At 63.5% G+C, this 18520-nt stretch carries 14 protein-coding genes; all 14 read left to right on the forward strand.

Features of this window, described 5'->3' with window-relative positions:
* The first annotated feature begins 7 nt into the window (after nucleotides 1-7).
* The 14 genes from NKI21_RS14515 (at nucleotide 8) to NKI21_RS14580 (ending at nucleotide 18486) form a co-directional block, all read left to right on the forward strand.
* Nucleotides 8-1432: an LLM class flavin-dependent oxidoreductase gene (locus NKI21_RS14515; protein WP_352440735.1), complete on the forward strand. Its 1425-nt coding sequence runs from the start codon at nucleotides 8-10 to the stop codon at nucleotides 1430-1432.
* A complete protein-coding gene (locus tag NKI21_RS14520; RefSeq protein WP_352866064.1) occupies nucleotides 1429-2574 on the forward strand; it encodes an LLM class flavin-dependent oxidoreductase in 1146 nt (381 codons plus the stop codon). The genes NKI21_RS14515 and NKI21_RS14520 overlap by 4 nt, the downstream gene beginning before the upstream one ends.
* 50 nt (nucleotides 2575-2624) lie before the next feature.
* The gene (locus NKI21_RS14525) at nucleotides 2625-3887 is read left to right on the forward strand and encodes an acyl-CoA dehydrogenase family protein (protein WP_206637988.1); all 1263 of its coding nucleotides are present in this window, start codon (nucleotides 2625-2627) and stop codon (nucleotides 3885-3887) included.
* Nucleotides 3884-5101, forward strand: a complete 1218-nt coding sequence (locus NKI21_RS14530) for a GNAT family N-acetyltransferase (protein WP_352440733.1) — start codon at nucleotides 3884-3886, stop codon at nucleotides 5099-5101. The genes NKI21_RS14525 and NKI21_RS14530 overlap by 4 nt, the downstream gene beginning before the upstream one ends.
* A 123-nt stretch (nucleotides 5102-5224) precedes the next feature.
* On the forward strand, nucleotides 5225-6982 hold the full coding sequence (locus NKI21_RS14535; RefSeq protein ID WP_352440732.1) for an ABC transporter substrate-binding protein: 1758 nt from the start codon (nucleotides 5225-5227) through the stop codon (nucleotides 6980-6982).
* Between the two features lie 29 nt (nucleotides 6983-7011).
* The gene (locus NKI21_RS14540; protein ID WP_352440731.1) at nucleotides 7012-8658 is read left to right on the forward strand and encodes a dipeptide ABC transporter ATP-binding protein; all 1647 of its coding nucleotides are present in this window, start codon (nucleotides 7012-7014) and stop codon (nucleotides 8656-8658) included.
* On the forward strand, nucleotides 8651-9616 hold the full coding sequence (locus NKI21_RS14545) for an ABC transporter permease (protein WP_352440730.1): 966 nt from the start codon (nucleotides 8651-8653) through the stop codon (nucleotides 9614-9616). Before NKI21_RS14540 ends, NKI21_RS14545 begins: the two co-directional genes overlap by 8 nt.
* 4 nt (nucleotides 9617-9620) lie before the next feature.
* Nucleotides 9621-10613 carry an ABC transporter permease gene (locus NKI21_RS14550; RefSeq protein WP_023809084.1) on the forward strand — a complete coding sequence of 331 codons (993 nt, stop codon included), beginning with the start codon at nucleotides 9621-9623 and terminating at the stop codon, nucleotides 10611-10613.
* A gap of 238 nt (nucleotides 10614-10851) precedes the next feature.
* Entirely contained in the window at nucleotides 10852-12429 is a 1578-nt protein-coding gene (locus NKI21_RS14555; protein ID WP_352440729.1) for an ABC transporter substrate-binding protein, read from the forward strand.
* 18 nt (nucleotides 12430-12447) lie between these two features.
* Entirely contained in the window at nucleotides 12448-13425 is a 978-nt protein-coding gene (locus NKI21_RS14560) for an ABC transporter permease (protein WP_023809082.1), read from the forward strand.
* 4 nt (nucleotides 13426-13429) lie between these two features.
* The gene (locus tag NKI21_RS14565) at nucleotides 13430-14272 is read left to right on the forward strand and encodes an ABC transporter permease (protein ID WP_023809081.1); all 843 of its coding nucleotides are present in this window, start codon (nucleotides 13430-13432) and stop codon (nucleotides 14270-14272) included.
* Nucleotides 14269-15903 carry a dipeptide ABC transporter ATP-binding protein gene (locus tag NKI21_RS14570; RefSeq protein WP_352440728.1) on the forward strand — a complete coding sequence of 545 codons (1635 nt, stop codon included), beginning with the start codon at nucleotides 14269-14271 and terminating at the stop codon, nucleotides 15901-15903. The genes NKI21_RS14565 and NKI21_RS14570 overlap by 4 nt, the downstream gene beginning before the upstream one ends.
* A 175-nt stretch (nucleotides 15904-16078) precedes the next feature.
* Nucleotides 16079-17131, forward strand: coding sequence for an isopenicillin N synthase family dioxygenase (locus NKI21_RS14575; protein WP_023809079.1), 1053 nt, complete (start codon nucleotides 16079-16081; stop codon nucleotides 17129-17131).
* Between the two features lie 29 nt (nucleotides 17132-17160).
* Entirely contained in the window at nucleotides 17161-18486 is a 1326-nt protein-coding gene (locus NKI21_RS14580; protein ID WP_023809078.1) for an O-acetylhomoserine aminocarboxypropyltransferase/cysteine synthase family protein, read from the forward strand.
* The last annotated feature ends 34 nt before the right edge of the window (nucleotides 18487-18520 follow it).

The following is an 18520-nucleotide window of genomic DNA, read 5'->3' on the forward strand; positions in this document are numbered from 1 at the left end:
CCGAAGCATGGTAAGTTCCACCCATAAGGCGGTCAAGCCTCTCATCCTCAACGGCTTCGGTATGACCGTGGTCGGTCACGTGTCGGCGGGCCTCTGGCGTCATCCGAGCGACCGCGCCAACACCTACACCAGCCTCGAATACTGGACCTCGCTGGCCAAGCTGCTCGACGACGGCGGCTTCGACGCGCTGTTCCTCGCTGACGCGCTTGGCCACCTCGATGTCTTCCGGGGGACACCGGATGCGTCGCTGCGCACCGCAGCCCAGTCGCCGGTCAACGACCCGCTGCTGCTGGTCTCGGCAATGGCCGCCGCCACCAGGCATCTCGGCTTCGGCATCACCGTGTCGACCACTTACGAGCAGCCCTATCTCCTGGCCCGCAAGTTCACCACGTTGGATCATCTGACCAAGGGCCGCATCGCCTGGAACGTCGTCACCTCGGTTCTGGAATCGGCGGCGAAGAATCTCGGTCTGGAACGCCAGATCGACCATGACGAGCGTTACGATCTGGCGCAGGAATTCCTGGATGTCACCTACAAGCTCTGGGAGGGATCCTGGGAGGACGGGGCGGTCGTGCACGATCGCGAGAAGGGGCTCTACACCGACCCTTCCAAAGTCCATCCGATCGGCCATCTCGGCAAATATTTCTCCGTGCCCGGCGCGCATCTCGCGCAGCCCAGTCCGCAGCGCACGCCGCTTCTGTTCCAGGCGGGAACCTCGCCGCGCGGGCGCGAATTCGCTGCTCGCAACGGCGAGGTGGTGTTCCTCGGCGGCACCAGCACGGCCTCCATCCGCCGCTCGGTCGAGGCGATCCGTGCCCGCGCCGTCGAACTCGGACGGGCGCCGGATGCGATAAAGTTTATCACCGCGGTCACCGTCATCACCGGAGCCACGGACGAAGAGGCTGAGGCCAAGCACAAGGACTATCTATCCTACACCAGTGTCGAAGCGGCCCTGGCGCTGTTTTCGGCATGGACCGGCGTCGACTGGTCGCAATACCCACTCGACCACCCGCTCGAATATATCGAGACAAATGCCGGCCGTTCAGCCCTTGCCAATCTGACGCGGATCGATGCCGACCGGCGCTGGACCGTGGCCGGGATCGCCGAGTATATCGGGCTCGGCGGCATCCATCCCAAGCTGGTCGGCTCACCGCAGAGGATCGCCGACGAGCTCGAACGCATCGCCGATGAATCCGGCGTCGACGGCTTCAACCTGGCCTATGTCGTCAGTCCGGGCACGTTCGAGGACTTCATCGAATTCGTCGTCCCGGAGCTGCGGCGGCGGGGTCGCATCCGGGAACGTGGCGCGCCCGGCACCACGATCCGCGAGCGCTTCCAGGGAGCGGGCCAGCGGCTGCTGCGCGACGACCATCCGGGAACAGCCGCACGCGACCGCTCGAACTGGGGTACCATCGTCGAGGCGGCCGAGTGAGCGGCATCCATCTCCACTGGTATCTGCCGACCAACGGCGACAGCCGGGAAATCGTCGGCTCTGGCGATGATTCCCCTCTCGGCAACGGCCCGTCACGATCGCGGTTTCGGGAAGCGAGCCTCGATTATCTCTCGCTGGTCGCCAAGACCGCGGAGACGTTGGGCTTCGAAGCTGTGCTGACGCCGACCGGAACCTGGTGCGAGGATGCCTGGATAGTCACGGCAGCACTGGCGCAGGTCACCACGCGGTTGAAGTTCCTCGTCGCCTTCCGTCCCGGCCTGATCTCGCCGACGCTGGTCGCCCACCAGGCGGCGACCCTTCAGCGCATATCGGGTGGGCGGCTGCTGCTCAACGTCGTCACCGGAGGCGATCCGCTGGAGCAGAAACGCTTCGGCGATCATCTCGGCCACGACCAGCGCTATGAACGCACGGGAGAGTTCCTCGAGATCCTGCGCGGCGTGGTCCTGCCAGCCGGTTCGGGCCGGCGCTTCGATTTCAGGGGAAAGCACTATGACATCGAAGGCGCCCAGATCGATTTCGGCAAATGGCCGCTTCCCGATATCTTCTTCGGTGGCGCAAGTGGTGCTGCGCAAGCGGTCGCCGCGCGCCATGTCGACACCTATCTGGTCTGGGGCGAGAGCCCGGCAACCGAGGCTGCCCGGATAGGCCATGTGCGGGAACTCGCCGCCGCGCAGGGCCGCAAACTAAGCTTCGGCATACGCCTGCATGTCATCAGTCGCGATACCGAGGCGCAGGCCTGGGAGGAGGCCGAGAGGCTGCTGGAGAGACTGACGCCGGAGCGGATCGCGCAGGCGCAGGCAATCCTGGCGCGCACGGAATCGGCCGGCCAGCGCCGGATGAACGCGTTGCATAGCGACAGCGGCACCGCGGCGCTCACCGCGCGCAGCGTGCGCGATCTCGAAATATCGCCGCATCTGTGGGCCGGCTACGGCCTGGTTCGCGGCGGCGCCGGCATCGCGATCGTCGGCAGCCACGAGCAGGTGGCGTCGCTCATCGAGGAGTACCACGCCGTCGGTTTCGACCACTTCATCCTGTCGGGCCAGCCGCATGTCGAGGAAGCCTATCATTTCGCCGAAGGCGCGCTGGCGGTCTTGAAATCGAAGGGGCTGCTCGCAGCCTGAAACATGTGCGGCCTTTGGTGGTCGCGACAATGGAGCATGACGAGAAGACAATGTCGGACATTCAGATCTATCCGGGCCTCAGCGACGCCGAATTCGAGACCTGGGCCGAGAAGGCCCGCGACGTGGCGCGGCAACTCGCGGCAACGGCGCTCGAACGCGACCGGGCAAACAAGGACCCGGTGGAAGAACTGGCGCTGCTGCGCGAAAGCGGCCTGCTCGGCTTGGCTGCGCCACGCGAATTCGGCGGCGCCGGCGCAAACCTCGTCCAGGCGCTCAAGATCAGCCGCATCATCGCGGCCGCCGACGGCTCGATCGGACAACTGATCGCGTATCATTATTCCAACGGTGTCTGGACTTACATTCTCGGCACGCGTCAGCAGTGGGAAAAGACGGCGCGTGGCGTCGGCGCACAAGGCTGGTTCCAGGGCGGCGTCAGCAACCCGCGCGACCAGTGGAACGAGATCGAGCATGTCGGCGACCGCCGCTTCCTGAACGGCAGACGCACCTTCGCAACCGGCGCCTCGGTGGCCCAAGTCATCACCGTCAGCCTCTGGGACAACGGCAAACGCGCTCACTATCAGATCCCGCCGACGCGCAAGGGCATCAGCTTCGGCGGCGACTGGGACAATCTCGGCCAGAGACTGACGGCGAGCGGCAGTGTCACTTTCGACCGTGTCGAAGTCTTCGAGGATGAGTTGCTCAGCGCCCTCGACGATTATGAGGGCGATGTCGAATTGCGCGACGGCCTGCGCGTCCTGTTCAGCCAGCTCATCTTCATCAATTTCTATCTCGGCATCGCCGAGGGCGCTCTTGCCGCCGCCGCCGATCATGTCCGCCGCTTCGGCCGGCCCTGGCCGGAGTCCGGGCTGGAACGGGCGATCGACGATCCCTACCATCTGGTGCTGTTCGGCCGGCTATCCGCCGGCATTGCGGCGGGCATAGCAATCGCCGACAAGGCCGCGGCGCTTTACGAGGCGGCACTGCATGCCGGAGCGTCGGTGACGGCGCAGCAATGGGGCGAACTCGCAACGATCATCGACCAGGGCAAGATCGTCGCCAACGACGTCGTGCTCGACGTGACGGCGCGCATCTTCGAAGCGACGGGCGCGCGCTCGACGGCCAACAAATATGGCCTCGACATCTATTGGCGCAACGCGCGCACCCATACCGTCCACGATCCGGTCTCCTACCGGGCGCGCGAGGTCGGCACATATCTGCTGGCCGAAACGCTGCCGAGACCGCGAACCTATGCGCAGCCGCCGCAGCCGGAAGCGCACAAGCCTGAAGCCGTGCCCACGCGGAAGGCATCATGATATCGGATGTGCGCCTGCTGGCCGGGAAGGCCGAACTCGCGCAGGCCGCACGCACCTTCCGCACGGCCATGGTCGGCCTGCCGCCGCTCGGCCCGATCGACGACGCGCTGATCGACAGACTGTTCGAGCCGGATCGCACCTGGGGCGCCTTCGACGGCGAGACACTCGTTGGCACAACCGACTCCTATTCGGGACGGATCGCGGTTCCCGGCGGCGCCTGGTTGCCGCAGGCCGCGGTCACCCATGTCGGCGTGCTGCCCACCCATACGCGGCGTGGCGCCGCCACGGCGCTGTTCAAGGCGCAGCTGCGCGCCGCGCGCGAACAGGGCGAGGCGGCGGCCACCTTGCGGGCCTCCGACGCGCGCATCTACGGCAACTTTGGCTATGCGATCGCCAATACTTCTGTCAGCCTGGAAGTCGACACCCAGCGCGCGCGCCTGCGGGCAGGGCTGACGTACTCCGACAAGATTCGGCTGATCGACAGCGACGATGCCTGGGCGATACAGGCGCGCATCTACGCGGGTCAGCCTGTTTCGCGCGCGGGCGTCATCACACGCTCGGCCTATTGGTGGGATTTTCAGGCGTTGCGCCAGACGCACAGCGGCACGCCTAACTACGTCGCCGTTCACGGCGACAAGGGTTCGGAAACCGGGTTCGTGCGCTATCACCCTGTCGGCCTCGACAGCTGGTTCACCAGCTCGGAACGCACCATCGTGGTCGATGATATCGTGGCCTACAGTCCGGCCGCCTATGTCGCGCTGGTCGCACATCTGCTGGCGGTCGACCTGCCGCATCGCATCGTCTTCTGGAGCCGTCCCGCGGACGATCTGCTGCCGTGGCTGTTCGAGGATTTTCGAAGCGTTCGCGTTTCGGCGGCGCGCGACGAAACATGGCTGCGGCTCCTGGACGCTGAAAAGGCTCTAACAGCCCGGTCCTATGCCGGGCAGGGCAGCGTCGTGCTGGAAGTCTCCGATGCCATCCTGCCCGAGAACGCGACCAGGCTGCGCCTCTCGCCAGAAGGAGCCGAGCGCACCAATCTGTCCGCCGCCGTGGTGACGGACGTGGCCGCGGTTTCGGCGGCCTATCTCGGCGGCGTGAAGTGGTGGCAGCTCGCGCAGACGGGGCGCCTCGGCGACTTCGACCGGGCTGCGGTCGAAACGCTCGACACGCTGTTCACGGCGCCGGCCTTGCCTCATTCCGGAACAATGTTTTGACAGGCGGAGCTAATATAAAATGTATTTTGAAAGTGTGTTTGAAAAATGGGTAATTTTATCTCAAAATTATTCTTGCTAAATGCAATGGTATTTTGAAGAATTATTTATAATCGGAGAGAAGTAATGACAAAACATGTTGCGCGTAAGTTATTATTGGGAATTGCAGGTGGCATTCTGTCGATTTCTGTTCTTGGTTCATCCGCGCAAGCGGAAGATCTGAAACATGGCGGGGTCCTGCGGATTGCTTCGATCCAGTCCGATCTCGATGCGTTCGATCCGCTCACCGGCTACAGCATCGATTCCTGGGAAATCCTGCGCGCAACAACGCGCCAGTTGGTGACCTATCCCGGCTCGCCAGCCGGCCTCAAGGAGGACACCACGCTCGTGCCGGATCTCGCCAAGTCCTGGGACATCAGCGACGACGGCAAGGTCTACACCTTCCATTTGAAGGACGACGTGTTCTTCTCCGGCAGCATCGAGCGCAAGATCGTCGCCAGTGATTTCGTCTATGGCGTCAAGCGCTTCTGCGATCCCAACAAGCAGGTCGCCGCCATCAACTATTTCAACCTCGTGATCTCCGGCTTCGTCGACTATTGCAAGGAATTCGCGAAAGTGCCGACAGGCGATCTCGCTGCGACCAAGGCTTTCACCGACACGCACGAGATTGCCGGCGTCTCGGCTCCCGACGAGCACACGCTGGTCATCAAGTCGGACACCAAGAACTACGACTTCCTCAACATCCTTTCGATGAATTTCGTGTCCCCGGTGGCGCCCGAGATCGCGTCCAAATATTTCCCGGACTCGCTGGAGTCGCGCAAGAACCTGCCGTCCAGCGGCCCTTACTATGTCGACACCTATGAGCAGGGTCAGAAGCTGGTTCTGAAGAAGGCAAAGAATTTCAAGGCGGAGTCCGACCAGGCGCGCAGGGCCTATGCCGATGAGATCGATATCGATTTCACCGCCAACAGCGAGGACAGCGTCGTCCAGAAGATCATCGCCGGTGAGGCTGATCTGTCGCTCTATCTCGACATCCCGCCCATTCCGACGATCCAGCGCTTCCTGTCGCAGAAGAGCCCCGACATCCATGTGACGAACAGTGGATCGGCGAACTTCATCACCTTCAACCAGCGGCCGGAGGTCAAGAGCGACGGGGCCGAGGCGCTGCGCAAGCTGAAGGTCCGGCAGGCGCTGACCTATGCGGTGAACCGCGAACATCTGGCGCAGACCCAGGCTGGCTCGATCGGCGCGGTGCCGCTCACCCAGATCATCACCTCGACCATTCTCGGCTACGAGAAGTTCGACCCGTATCCGACCGAAAGCTACAGGGGTGATCCGGCCAAGGCAAAGGAACTGCTCGCCGAAGCGGGATATCCGAATGGCATTGCGTTCGACGCGATCTACAGGGGCAACGCGCAGTTCGAAGCGATTGCCGTGACGCTGAAGGAGGATCTGGAAGCAGCGGGTATCACGCTCAACCTGATCCCGATCCCGCCGACGCAGTGGTACGCCTTCATCCAGGATCCGAAGAGCCGCTGGGACGTGTCCCTCGGCGGCACATTCTCCCCGGACTGGCAGGGACCGAGCACGCGCATGCTCCTCGGCGGCTGGCTGAATTCGGACGCGGCACCTTGCGGCACCGGCAACGTCCACGCCATCTGCTACAGCAATCCGGAACTCAACAAGCTCGCGGCGCAGGCCTATCCCTCCGACGATCCGGGACCGATCTGGACGAAGGCCGACAAACTCGTCTCCGCCGATCTGCCATGGATCCCGTTGTTCGAGAAGCGCAAGGTCGTGGTCACTTCCGATCGCCTCGCCAACTGGGTGTGGTCGTCGCTGGCCGTGAATGCCGACATCACCAACATAGCCCTCAAGCAGTAGCAAGGCCGGATTGGCAAAAGGAGGCGCGCGTGCCCATCTTCTCTGTCGCCGATCTGCGCGTCGCATTCGGCGCGGTGGAAGTGGTGCATGGCGTCTCGTTTGGAGTCGAGCCAGGCAAGACACTCGCCATCGTCGGTGAATCGGGCTCGGGCAAGAGCGTGTCGCTGCTCGGCGCCACCGGCCTTCTGCCACCGGCGGCGAGTGTTCGCGGCAGCGTGCTGCACAAGGGCGATGAGATACTGGGCCTCTCCGCCGGCGACCTGCGCCGGCGGAGAGGCGCCGATATCGGCTTCATCTTCCAGGACCCGCTCAGCAACCTTCATCCGCTAAAGACCATCGGCCAGCAGATCGCCGAAGCGATCACCGCCCACCGCAAGGTGGGACGCGGGGAGCTGCGTCAGCGCGTTCTCGATCTTCTGGCCGATGTCGGCATCCCCGATCCTGCGGCCCGCGTGAACGACTATCCCAGGCAGTTCTCCGGCGGCATGCGCCAGCGCGTGATGATCGCAGCGGCGATCGCGCTCAATCCCGGTCTGATCATCGCCGACGAACCGACGACCGCGCTCGACGTGACCGTGCAGGCGTCGATCCTCGATCTGCTGAAACGAATCCAGCAGGACCACGGCACGGCAATGATCTTCGTCAGCCACGATCTGGCCGTCGTTTCGGACATTGCCGACGATGTCCTGGTGATGCGCGCGGGGCACGTCGTGGAGCAGGCGCCGGCCGAGCTGATCTACAGGGCACCGCGCCAAGCCTACACCAGGGAGCTGCTCGGTGCGGCGCGGCTTGGCGGCCTGGTGGCCCGCGCGGCGCGATCATCGCTACTCCCGGCGCTGCCGTCGATGCCCGATTTGCTCTCCGTCTCGGCAATCGCGCGTTCGTTCGCAGGCCGCTCCGCCGCAGGCGGTCTGATCAGGCCGGTGCTCACGAATATCTCGTTCACCGTCCGCGAAAACGAGATCGTCGGCCTCGTCGGCGAATCCGGTTCCGGCAAGTCGACAATCGGCCGGCTGATCGCCGGGCTCGACCGGCCGGACGAGGGCAGCATCTCCCTGCGGGAGCGTATCTATTCGCGTTCGGGTGTCGGCGGCATCGCCATCGACCGGCAATTGCGGTCGGACATACAGGTTATCTTTCAAGACCCCTATGCAAGCCTCAACCCGCGGCGGCGCATCCGGTCCATTCTGGCGGAACCCTTCATCATCGGCACCAGACTGGACGCCGCGGCGATACGCCGGCGCGTGCAGGATCTGGTGCGCGACGTGGAACTTCCCGACGACGTGCTGGATCGTTTCCCGGCCCAGCTTTCAGGTGGCCAGCGGCAGCGTGTCGCCATTGCGCGCGCCATCGCGCTCGAACCCTCGCTGATCGTCGCCGACGAGCCGGTATCGGCACTCGACATCACGACGCAGGCGAAGATCATCAGGCTGCTGCAGACCATTCGCCGGCAGCGAGGCCTGTCGTTGCTCTTCATCTCGCATGATCTCGGCGTCGTGTCGGAACTGTGCGACCGCGTCATCGTGCTGGAGAAGGGCGTCATCGTGGAAGCCGGCGAGACAGGCCGTGTCTTCGGCGCTCCCCGGCATCCCTACACGGTCAGGCTGATAGACGCGATCCCCGGCAAGGTCCTGCGGCGCAACCCGGTTCCCGAGCGGATCGCCGCGCATGCCTGAGATCCGTGCCCTGGCGTCCGTCCAGGACCACGTCCTGCTGGGGCATGGCGAGGTGGTGAATTCCTACAGGTCGCTGCTTGTGCGAGCGCTGCTGCGCGAACGGTCCTTTCGCATCGGCGCGCTGATCATAGGCTTCGTCACCGCCGGTGCGCTGCTGGCGCCAGTGGTCGCGTGGCTGCTGGGGCACGGGGTGACGGAGCAGTTCCGCGATACGGCGTTGACCGAGATGGGACTGCCGACTGGCCCCACGTTCGAATTTCCACTTGGCGCCGACGGCAACGGCCGCGACGTGCTGGTCAGAACGCTCTACGGCGCGCGCGTATCGCTGGCCATCGCCATCCCGGCGACCACGCTTGCCATGATCATCGGCACCGCCATCGGCCTCGTCAGCGGATTTCTTGCCGGTCGCGTCGACCGCGTCATTTCGCAGGCGGTGGACGTCGCTTTGTCGTTCCCGTTCATCGTCACCGCGCTCAGCCTCCTGTCGCTGAACCGGGGCGTCGATGGCAAGCCGTTTGTTGCGCCCTCCCTGGTGGTGGTGCTGATCATAACCCTGTTTTCCTGGACCTACTTTGCCCGGCTGACGCGTGGCCTGGTGTTTGTCCTGCGCCGCAGCCCGCTGGTGGAAGCCGCGCAGACGATCGGCGCCTCGAAGGCCAGGATCATCATGCGCGAGATCCTGCCCAACATCGCGCCGGTCATCCTGGTCTACTGGGCGGTACAACTGCCGACCAACATCATCGCCGAAGCGACGCTCTCCTTCCTCGGCGTCGGCGTGCAGGCGCCGCAGCCGAGCTGGGGCAATATGATCGCCGAGGCGCAGCGCTCATCCCTCTACCAGTTGCAGCCATGGTTCCTGCTCGGACCCGGCATCGCGCTGTTTCTGACTGTGGCCGGCTTCAACACGCTGAGCGCTGGCCTGCGCAACGTCCTCGACCCCCATCGCCGCAGCGGGTGACGCCATGATCCGGCACACAGGCGGGCTGATCTTCCGGGCGCTCTCGACGCTGCTGATCGTGCTGGTGATCGCGTTCTTCATCACCCGCATAGCCTATCGCAATCCGGCCGCGATGCTGGCGCCGCGCAACGCCAGCCAGCAGGCGATCGATGCCATAGCACACGCGCTGCGGCTCAACGAGCCATGGTATCTGCAGTTGTGGTACTATCTCTACCGCGGCCCCGACATCCAGGGCGCGCCGATGGGGATCGCTCACTGGCCGCCGGCGCTGGGCTACTCCTTCCGCAAGCAGACACCGGTGACAGACCTCATCCTGTCCAAGGTGCCGGTGACGCTTTCGCTCGCCCTTGGTGCCGTCGTCATTTGGATGACGCTGTCGATCCTGCTTGGCGTGATTGCCGCGCGCCGGCAGGGCTCCTGGCTGGACAGGCTGATATCGGGCTTCGCCTATGCGAGCCTGTCGGTGCCGACGTTCCTCTCCGGCATCCTGATCTCCTATTTCCTGTTCTTCCAGCTCTCCAACCATGGGGTCTTCTGGTTTCCAAGCAGCGGTTATGTGCCGCTGACGAAAGATCCGTTCGAATGGGCCCGGCATCTGGCCCTGCCGTGGCTGACGCTGGCACTTGCCGAGATCGGCATTTTCCAGCAGCTGATCCGCGCAAGCATGCTTGAGGTTCTGGGCGAGGACTACATAAGGACGGCGCGCGCCAAGGGTGTTCCGGAATGGCGGGTCTATTACGATCATGCGTTGAAGGCCGCGCTCAATCCGGTGATCACGCTGGGTGGCCTGGAGCTTGCCGTCATCATGGGTGGGGCGATCGTCACGGAGACGATCTTCGGATTGGACGGCGTCGGCCGGCTGGCGATCAACTCGGCGCTTGAAGGCGATTTTCCGGTCGTCATCGGGACGACGATCTTCGCCGCGGCATCGTTCGTGTTCTGCACCTTCGCCGTCGACATCACAACCAGATGGCGCGACCCGGCGAGCCTGTCGTGACCGCCCGCCATCAGGCAATTCGCTCTCATTTCAGCACGGATATTGGGAAAAATATTCGCTCTGGCTGACATCGATGAAGCATGTTCCCTTATCATAATCCCCTTTGTCTATAATCTTAGTGCACAAAGTACGCCGCAACTCGCAAGAGGCAGGTCAGCTGCGCCATCCGGCGGAGCCACACTCCCGCGGAGCGACATCTCAGGCTCCGCGATAAATCATTCGACAAGGTGAATTCACGATGATCTCCCGCCTGTTGCGAACCATCATGCTGTCTCTGGCAGCCACGCTTCTGACGCTGACCGGACTTGCGGCAGAGGAGGCGGGCGGGACGCTCAACCTGATCGTCCAGCCCGAGCCGCCGACGGTCAATATCGGCGTCAACCGTCTCGGGCCGACGACCTATGTCGGCAACAAGATCTACGAGAGCCTGTTGACCTATTCGGCCGATCTGAAGCCGCTGCCGCGCCTGGCGCAAAGCTGGTCGATTTCGGATGATGGCCTCGTCTACACCTTCAACCTGCGCCGCGATGTAAAATGGCATGACGGCCAGCCGTTCACGGCCAAGGACGTGGTGTTCAGCTTCCAGAAGTTTCTGCCGGCACTTCAGGCCCGGTCGCGACTCAACCTGGCGGAGGTGAAGGACATCGCCACGCCGGACGACCACACTGTGGTGTTCACGCTCAAGGCACCGTACCCGGCCTTCATCTACGTCCACAACACCGCCGTGCTGCCGGCCCATCTCTATGAAGGGGTGAGCGACTTTCGCACCGCCGAGGCAAACAGCAAGTTCATCGGCACCGGGCCGTTCAAATTCGCCGAGTGGAAGAAGGGGTCCTTCATCCACCTTGTCCGCAACCCTGACTATTGGGATGCCGGCAAGCCCCATCTGAACGACATCTTCTTCCACGTCATCCCTGACGCCAACAGCCGCGCCATCGCTTTCGAAACCGGTCAGGTGGATGTGCTGCGCGCAGGCGACGTCGAGAACTTCGACATTACGCGGTTGGCCGGGCTCGATGGCGTGCAACTGACCGAGGCAGGCTGGGAATTTCTTCAACCGGTCGGCTACATCCACCTCAACAACCGCCACAAGCCGCTCGACGATGCGCGGGTGCGCCGGGCGATCGCGCATGCGATCGACCGCCAGTTCATCATCGACACGATCTTTGGTGGATTCGGCCACGAGACCAACGGCCCGCTGTCGCGCCTGTCGCGGTTCAAGGACACATCGGTCGAAACGAAATATGAATTCGACCTGGCCAAGGCAAACGCCATCCTCGACGAGGCCGGCCTGAAGCCCGACGCCAACGGCGTGCGCTTCGAACTGCAGTTCGTTCCGCTGCCCTATGGCGAGCTGTGGCAGCGCGAGGCGGAATATGTCCGGGAGGCGCTGGCGTCTGTCGGCATCAAGGTCAACATCGTGGCGACCGACGTGCCGGGCTGGTTCAAGCGGCTGACCACCTTCGACTATGATCTTGCCGAAAACTTTGTCTACACCACCCCTGACCCGGCAATCGGCATCAGCTATGCCTACACCACGCTCGAAGGCGACAATGCGGGCACGACCGGCGGCAATGTGCATGGCTATTCCAACCCCGAGGTCGACAGACTGCTGGCCGACGCCGCCCATGAGAACGACTTCGACAAGCGCAAGGCGCTCTATTCGCAAGCCCAGAAGATCATCTCCGCCGACGTGCCGCTCATCTGGACGCACGACATCGTCTTTCCGACGCTCTACCGAACCAAGGTTCACAATCTGATCGCGACCGGTCTCGGCACAGATGAAAACTTCGCCGATGTCTGGCTGGCGAAATAGCTGGCGGGGCTGGGTAGGATGGATCGTCTTGGCTTCCTGACAGGACGGGCCGCCCGCGCGGTTCTCATCCTGTTTGGGGTTATCGTGCTCAACTTCGTGCTGCTGCGCCTCGCACCGGGAGATGCGGCATCCGTCCTGGCCGGAGACCAGGGTGCGGCCGACCCGGCCTTTGTCGCGGAACTGCGCCACGATCTCGGGCTTGATCGCTCCGTGCCCGAGCAATTGTGGATCTACACCAAGTCGCTGGCGCGTCTCGACTTCGGCCAATCCTACCGCGACCAGCGTCCTGTTGTCGATATCATCGCGGAAAGGCTGCCGGCCACACTGCTTCTGACATTGACCGCCTTTTGCTTTGCGTTGGGGACCGGCATTGCGCTCGGGTCTATCGCCGCTCGGCACGCCGGCAGTCTGCTCGACACCGTGCTGACCGGCATTTCGGTGATGTTCTTTGCCATGCCGCTGTTCTGGACCGGCCTGATGGCGATCCTGCTGTTTTCGGTCTGGCTGAACTGGCTGCCGTCCTACGGCATGCAGACGGTGGGCGAGGGCGGGTCGGATCTCTCGCTTGTCGGGGATGTCGCCGTTCATCTCATTCTTCCGGCTCTGACGCTCGGCCTGTTCTACATGGCCATCTACATGCGCGTGACGCGCGCCTCGGTGCTCGACGTGCTCGATCGCGATTTTGTCCGTACCGCCAGGGCCAAGGGCCTGAAACCGGGATTGATCTGGCGCCAGCATGTGCTGAGGAACGCGCTGCTGCCGATCATCACCTTCGCCTCCTTGCAGGCCGGACAACTGATTGGCGGGTCGATCCTGATCGAGACGGTGTTCGCCTGGCCGGGCGTCGGGCGTCTCGCCTTCGATGCCCTCATGCAGCGGGACTACAACCTCTTGCTGGCGATCTTCTTCATCACCTCGACAATCGTCGTCGTCATCAACCTGGCCGCGGATTTTCTCTACGTTGCCGCCGATCCGCGCATCGAAATGGGAGCTTGAGGCGATGGCCTTGCCGCGAACCCCGTTCCTCAGGCATCCGGGCGCCGTCGCCGGCGCGCTGATCCTGATCGCGATCCTCCTGATGGCGATCTTCGCCGGTATCCTCTTTCCGGGCGATCCCTGGCGCATGGTTGCGCGCCCGAACCTGCCGCCCTTCAGCCCGGGTCATCTGTTCGGCACCGACATGCTCGGCCGTGATCTTGCGGCCGGCATCGCCCACGGGGCGCAGGTCACGCTGCTGATCGCTCTGGCGGTGACGCTGCTCGCCGTCGCCTTCGGCACGGCGATAGGTGCTGTCGCCGGCTATTTCGGCGGCTGGGTCGACGACGTCGCCATGCGGTTCACCGAGTTCTTCCAGACCATCCCGAGCTTCCTGCTGACGGTCGTCATCGTTGCGATCGTCGCGCCTTCGCTGGCTTCGATCATCCTGGCCATCGCAATCGTCAGCTGGCCGCAGATCGCCCGGCTGGTCCGGGCCGAGGTGCTGAGCCTCGTCAACCAGGACTTCGTGCGGGCGGCACGGGTTGGCGGGCTGTCGACTGCCCGGATCATCTGGGGGCACATCCTTCCCAACGTGCTGTCGCCCGTGATCGTTGCCGCTTCGTTGATGACGGCGACCGTCATCCTGATCGAATCGGGCATCAGCTTCCTTGGTCTGGGCAATCGCGAGTTCGTCTCCTGGGGCTATCTGCTCGGCACCGGCAGGACCGCCTTTCGCGTCAACTGGTGGCTGTCGACCATTCCGGGCCTGGCGATCTTCCTCACCGTTCTTTCCCTGAACCTCGTCGGCGACGGCCTGAACCATTGGCTCAACCCTCGCAACAGCAATCGCGGTGGGCGCGCATGACGGCTCTGGTCGAGATCGCGGGTCTCTCCATCGCCTTGCCGGAGCACGCCGATCGAGCATTGGCCGTCGAAGACGTGTCGTTGCGTATCGATCGTGGCGAAGTGCTCTGCCTGGTCGGCGAATCCGGGTCCGGCAAATCGGTATTGGCCGCGGCCATTGCCGGCCTGTTGCCTGCCAAGCAGCTCCGGATCGCCGCCGGTGCGATCCGTTTCGATGGCCGCGACATTGCCGGGATCAGCGAGGCTTCGTTCCGCCTGCTGCGCGGCAAGCGCATTGGCTTCATCTTCCAGGAACCGATGAGCGCGCTCAATCCGGTGCTGACCATCGGCCGCCAGATCGAGGAAGCGCTCGCCGCGCATGATGGCGGCGACCGCAAGGCGCGCACCGCTCGCGTGCTGGAACTGGCGCGGGCAACCAGGCTTCCGGATCCCGAGACGATCATTCACCGCTACCCGCACCAGCTCTCGGGCGGACAGCGGCAACGGGTGATGATCGCCATGGCGATCGCCAACGATCCGGACCTGCTGATCGCCGATGAACCCACCACCGCGCTCGACGTCACGACGCAAGCGGAAATCCTGCGGCTGATCCTTGAAATCCGCGAAAGGCTCGGCCTCGCCGTTCTGTTCATCACCCATGATATCGGCGTGGTCGCCGATATCGCCGATCGCGTCATGGTGATGAAGGAGGGCCGGGTGATTGAGAGCGGCAGAGCAGACGACGTCCTCGAAGCGCCATCGCAGCCCTACACACGCCGCCTGATCGAAGCCGTTCCGGTTCTTCATACCAGTGCAATTCAAAGACGGGACGCAGGGGATCCGTTTCTCGTTGTCCAAAGGCTGAGCAAGACCTATCGTGATCGCCGCGCCCCTTGGCGGCAGGCCTCCGCCACCAGGGCGCTGGACGGTGCCAATTTGACGATTGGGCGCGGCGAGACGGTCGCCCTCGTCGGTGAATCCGGTTCGGGCAAGACGACGCTCGGCCAATGCGTCGTCGGACTGGCCGACTGGGATGAAGGCAGCCTGAGCTTCGACGGTGGCGATCTCGCTGGCACGACACGGGAGCGCACTTTACGTCCGCGTATCCAGATGGTGTTTCAGGATCCGTTCGCCTCCCTCAATCCGCGCCATCGCGTCCGCCGCATCCTTACCGAAGCCGCCATAGTCAACGGCCTTTCACGCGAGAGGGCGGAGGAGAGCATGTCCCGCCTCCTTGTCCGCGTCGGACTTGACCCCGGTGCGGCCGATCGTTTCCCGCATGCCTTTTCAGGCGGCCAAAGGCAGCGTATTGGCTTGGCGCGAGCACTCATGCTTGAGCCCGACCTGCTCGTCGCCGACGAACCGGTCTCGGCCCTGGATGTCTCGATACAGGCGCAGATTCTCGACCTTCTGGCGGAAATCAAACGCGATCTTGGCCTGTCGATGCTGTTCATCACGCACGATCTTCGTGTCGCCTCGGCGATCGCCGACCGCATCGTCGTCATGCAGAGCGGCAAGATCGTCGAGGACGGTCCCGCCGAACAGGTTTTGACACGTCCCGGATCCGACTATGCGCGTGCGCTGCTGGCGGCGGTCCCAGGCCTGTCCTGGGAGCGGAGCCGCAGCCAGATCGACCGGGCCGCCGCGGAATAGAGGCGTGATACCGGTCGCAGGGCAAATCTACCAATCTTGTAGAATTAACAAAAACGCGCTGTCCGTCTTGCCCGAGCGATACTGGAATTTCCCCACCTGCCACCGAAAGGGATGGCGTTTTCTTTGTTTCCATCGCCTGCGGTGCGACGCTTCGATCACCAAACAAGAGGTCGAAATGAGCAGTTCTGCTGGTAAACAAACGATTCCGGTGCTGGATTTTTCCCGCTATGAAGCCGATCCGGCATCTCGCAAAGAATTCATCGAGGGACTGCGGCGCGCTGCACGCGATGTTGGCTTTTTTTACCTGACCGGACATGGCATCGCACAATCGCTGATTGACGATGTGCTTGGCACGTCACGACGTTTCTTTGCCTTGCCGGACAAGGACAAGCTCCAGATAGAGATGGTCAACTCGCCGCATTTCCGCGGCTACAACCGGATTGGACAGGAACTGACGAAAGGCCAGAGGGACTGGCGCGAGCAGGTCGACATCGGCTCGGAGGCACCGGCGCTGCCGCGCAATGCCTCGTTGCCGGCCTGGACGCGCCTGCAGGGACCAAACCAATGGCCGACCGCCTTGCCCGAGCTGAAGCCGCTTCTGCTGGAGTGGCAGGATCGCCTCACCGATCTTTCGACGCGCCTGCTGAAAGCCTTTGCCATTGTCCTGGAGCAGGATGAGGGTGCTTTCGAAGCCATCTATGCCGGCACGCCGAACCACCTCATCAAGATCATCCGCTATCCCGGCCGTGACGCGACCGAAAGCGAGCAAGGCGTCGGTGCGCACAAGGACAGCGGCTTCCTGACGCTCCTGCTGCAGGAAAGGCAGAAGGGGCTGCAGGTCGAAAGCGCCGATGGCGATTGGATTGACGCCGAGCCGCGCGCCGGCACCTTTGTCGTCAACATCGGCGAACTGCTGGAAATGGCGACCGATGGCTACCTGAAGGCCACCGTGCACCGGGTCGTAACGCCGCCAGCCGGCACCGACCGGCTGTCGGTCGCCTTCTTCCTCGGCGCTCCGTTCGATGCCGAGATTCCGCTCCTGGATTTGGCGCCGCACCTGAAGGCGCAGGCGAACGGGGTCACCCGCGATCCGCAGAATCCGCTCTACCGCAATTCCGGGCAAAACGCGCTGAAGAGCCGGTTGCGTTCGCATCCCGACGTCGCGCGGCGCCATCACGCCGATCTGCTGGCCGTCCAGGCACGCGCCGAAGCTGTCCCGGTCGCTTGACCGCCACAACCATCAGGAAGGAACGATAAATGACCCTGGAAAATCTTTCTCCCGAGACCCTTGCCCTTCACGGCGGCTCCTGGCGCGCCGATCCCGCCACCGGCGCCGTTGCCGTACCTATTTACCAGACCACGTCTTACCAGTTCCAGGACACCGGCCATGCCGACCGGCTGTTCGCCCTCGATGAGATCGGCCATATCTACACGCGCGTCTCGAACCCGACGCAGGATGCGCTGGAGACCCGCATCGCGGCGCTGGAAGGGGGTGCTGCTGCCCTTCTTGTGTCCTCCGGCCAGGCGGCTTCAGCCTATTCGGTGCTGAATCTTGCCGGCGCCGGCGACAACATCGTCTCCGCCACCGATCTCTATGGCGGCACCTGGGCCCTTTTTGCCGCGACCCTGAAGCACCTGGGGGTGGAAGTACGGTTCGTCGATCCGTCCGACCCTGAGAATTTCCGCCGTGCCACCGATGCGCGGACACGCGCCTACTATGCGGAATCGCTGCCCAATCCGAAGCTGCAAGTCTTCCCGATCAAGGAAGTCGCTGACATCGGCCGGTCGCTCGGCGTGCCGTTGATCGTCGACAACACCGCGGCACCGCTGAGCATCAGGCCGTTCGACCATGGCGCGGCTGTCGTGGTCTATTCGGCGACGAAATACATTGGCGGCCACGGAACCTCGATCGGCGGCATCGTCATCGATGGCGGCAACTTCCCATGGGAAGACCATGCCGAACGCTTCCCGACGCTGAACCAGCCCGATCCAAGCTATCACGGCAAGGTTTGGGTCGAGGCGGCCAAAGCGCTTGGACCGGTGGCGTATGTACTGCGCATCCGCACCGTGCTTCTGCGCGACGTCGGTGCCGCGATCAGCCCGTTCAATGCCTTCCAGCTGCTGCAGGGCCTGGAGACGCTGCCCTTGCGCCTCCGTCAACACAATGAGAACGCCATCAAGGTGGCGGAGTTTCTGCGCGGTCATCCAAAGGTAAGCAACGTCATCTTCCCACGCTACCAAAGCGGCGAGAGCAAGCGCCGGGCCGACGCCTATTTCCGTCAGGGCAGCTACGGCGCGCTGGTCGGGTTCGAACTCAAGGATGGCCGCGAGGCTGGACGTTCCTTCATCAACGGGTTGAAGCTGCTCTATCACGTCGCCAACATCGGCGATGCGCGCTCGCTGGCTATCCATCCATCGACCACGACCCACTCGCAGCTTTCGCCGGAAGAGCAGCTCGCGACCGGCGTGACGCCCGGTTATGTCAGGCTTTCCGTCGGCATCGAGCATCCTGACGACATCATTCGCGATCTTGAACAGGCGCTCGATCAGGCCGTCGGCGATCGCGAATTGAAGGCCGCCTGAGGCATTTCTGCTGGCGAACAAATCGTCGGCTCCA

This window comes from Mesorhizobium sp. M0715 (assembly GCF_040320355.1).
Taxonomy (GTDB): domain Bacteria; phylum Pseudomonadota; class Alphaproteobacteria; order Rhizobiales; family Rhizobiaceae; genus Mesorhizobium.

What these genes read in the sequence shown, in the direction of transcription:
- NKI21_RS14530 (WP_352440733.1), top strand. Translation starts at nt 3,884, where the DNA reads ATGATATCGGATGTGCGCCTGCTGGCCGGGAAGGCCGAACTCGCGCAG.
- NKI21_RS14560 (WP_023809082.1), top strand. Translation starts at nt 12,448, where the DNA reads ATGGATCGTCTTGGCTTCCTGACAGGACGGGCCGCCCGCGCGGTTCTC.
- NKI21_RS14515 (WP_352440735.1), top strand. Translation starts at nt 8, where the DNA reads ATGGTAAGTTCCACCCATAAGGCGGTCAAGCCTCTCATCCTCAACGGC.
- NKI21_RS14545 (WP_352440730.1), top strand. Translation starts at nt 8,651, where the DNA reads ATGCCTGAGATCCGTGCCCTGGCGTCCGTCCAGGACCACGTCCTGCTG.
- NKI21_RS14580 (WP_023809078.1), top strand. Translation starts at nt 17,161, where the DNA reads ATGACCCTGGAAAATCTTTCTCCCGAGACCCTTGCCCTTCACGGCGGC.
- NKI21_RS14550 (WP_023809084.1), top strand. Translation starts at nt 9,621, where the DNA reads ATGATCCGGCACACAGGCGGGCTGATCTTCCGGGCGCTCTCGACGCTG.
- NKI21_RS14525 (WP_206637988.1), top strand. Translation starts at nt 2,625, where the DNA reads ATGTCGGACATTCAGATCTATCCGGGCCTCAGCGACGCCGAATTCGAG.
- NKI21_RS14575 (WP_023809079.1), top strand. Translation starts at nt 16,079, where the DNA reads ATGAGCAGTTCTGCTGGTAAACAAACGATTCCGGTGCTGGATTTTTCC.
- NKI21_RS14570 (WP_352440728.1), top strand. Translation starts at nt 14,269, where the DNA reads ATGACGGCTCTGGTCGAGATCGCGGGTCTCTCCATCGCCTTGCCGGAG.
- NKI21_RS14555 (WP_352440729.1), top strand. Translation starts at nt 10,852, where the DNA reads ATGATCTCCCGCCTGTTGCGAACCATCATGCTGTCTCTGGCAGCCACG.
- NKI21_RS14535 (WP_352440732.1), top strand. Translation starts at nt 5,225, where the DNA reads ATGACAAAACATGTTGCGCGTAAGTTATTATTGGGAATTGCAGGTGGC.
- NKI21_RS14565 (WP_023809081.1), top strand. Translation starts at nt 13,430, where the DNA reads ATGGCCTTGCCGCGAACCCCGTTCCTCAGGCATCCGGGCGCCGTCGCC.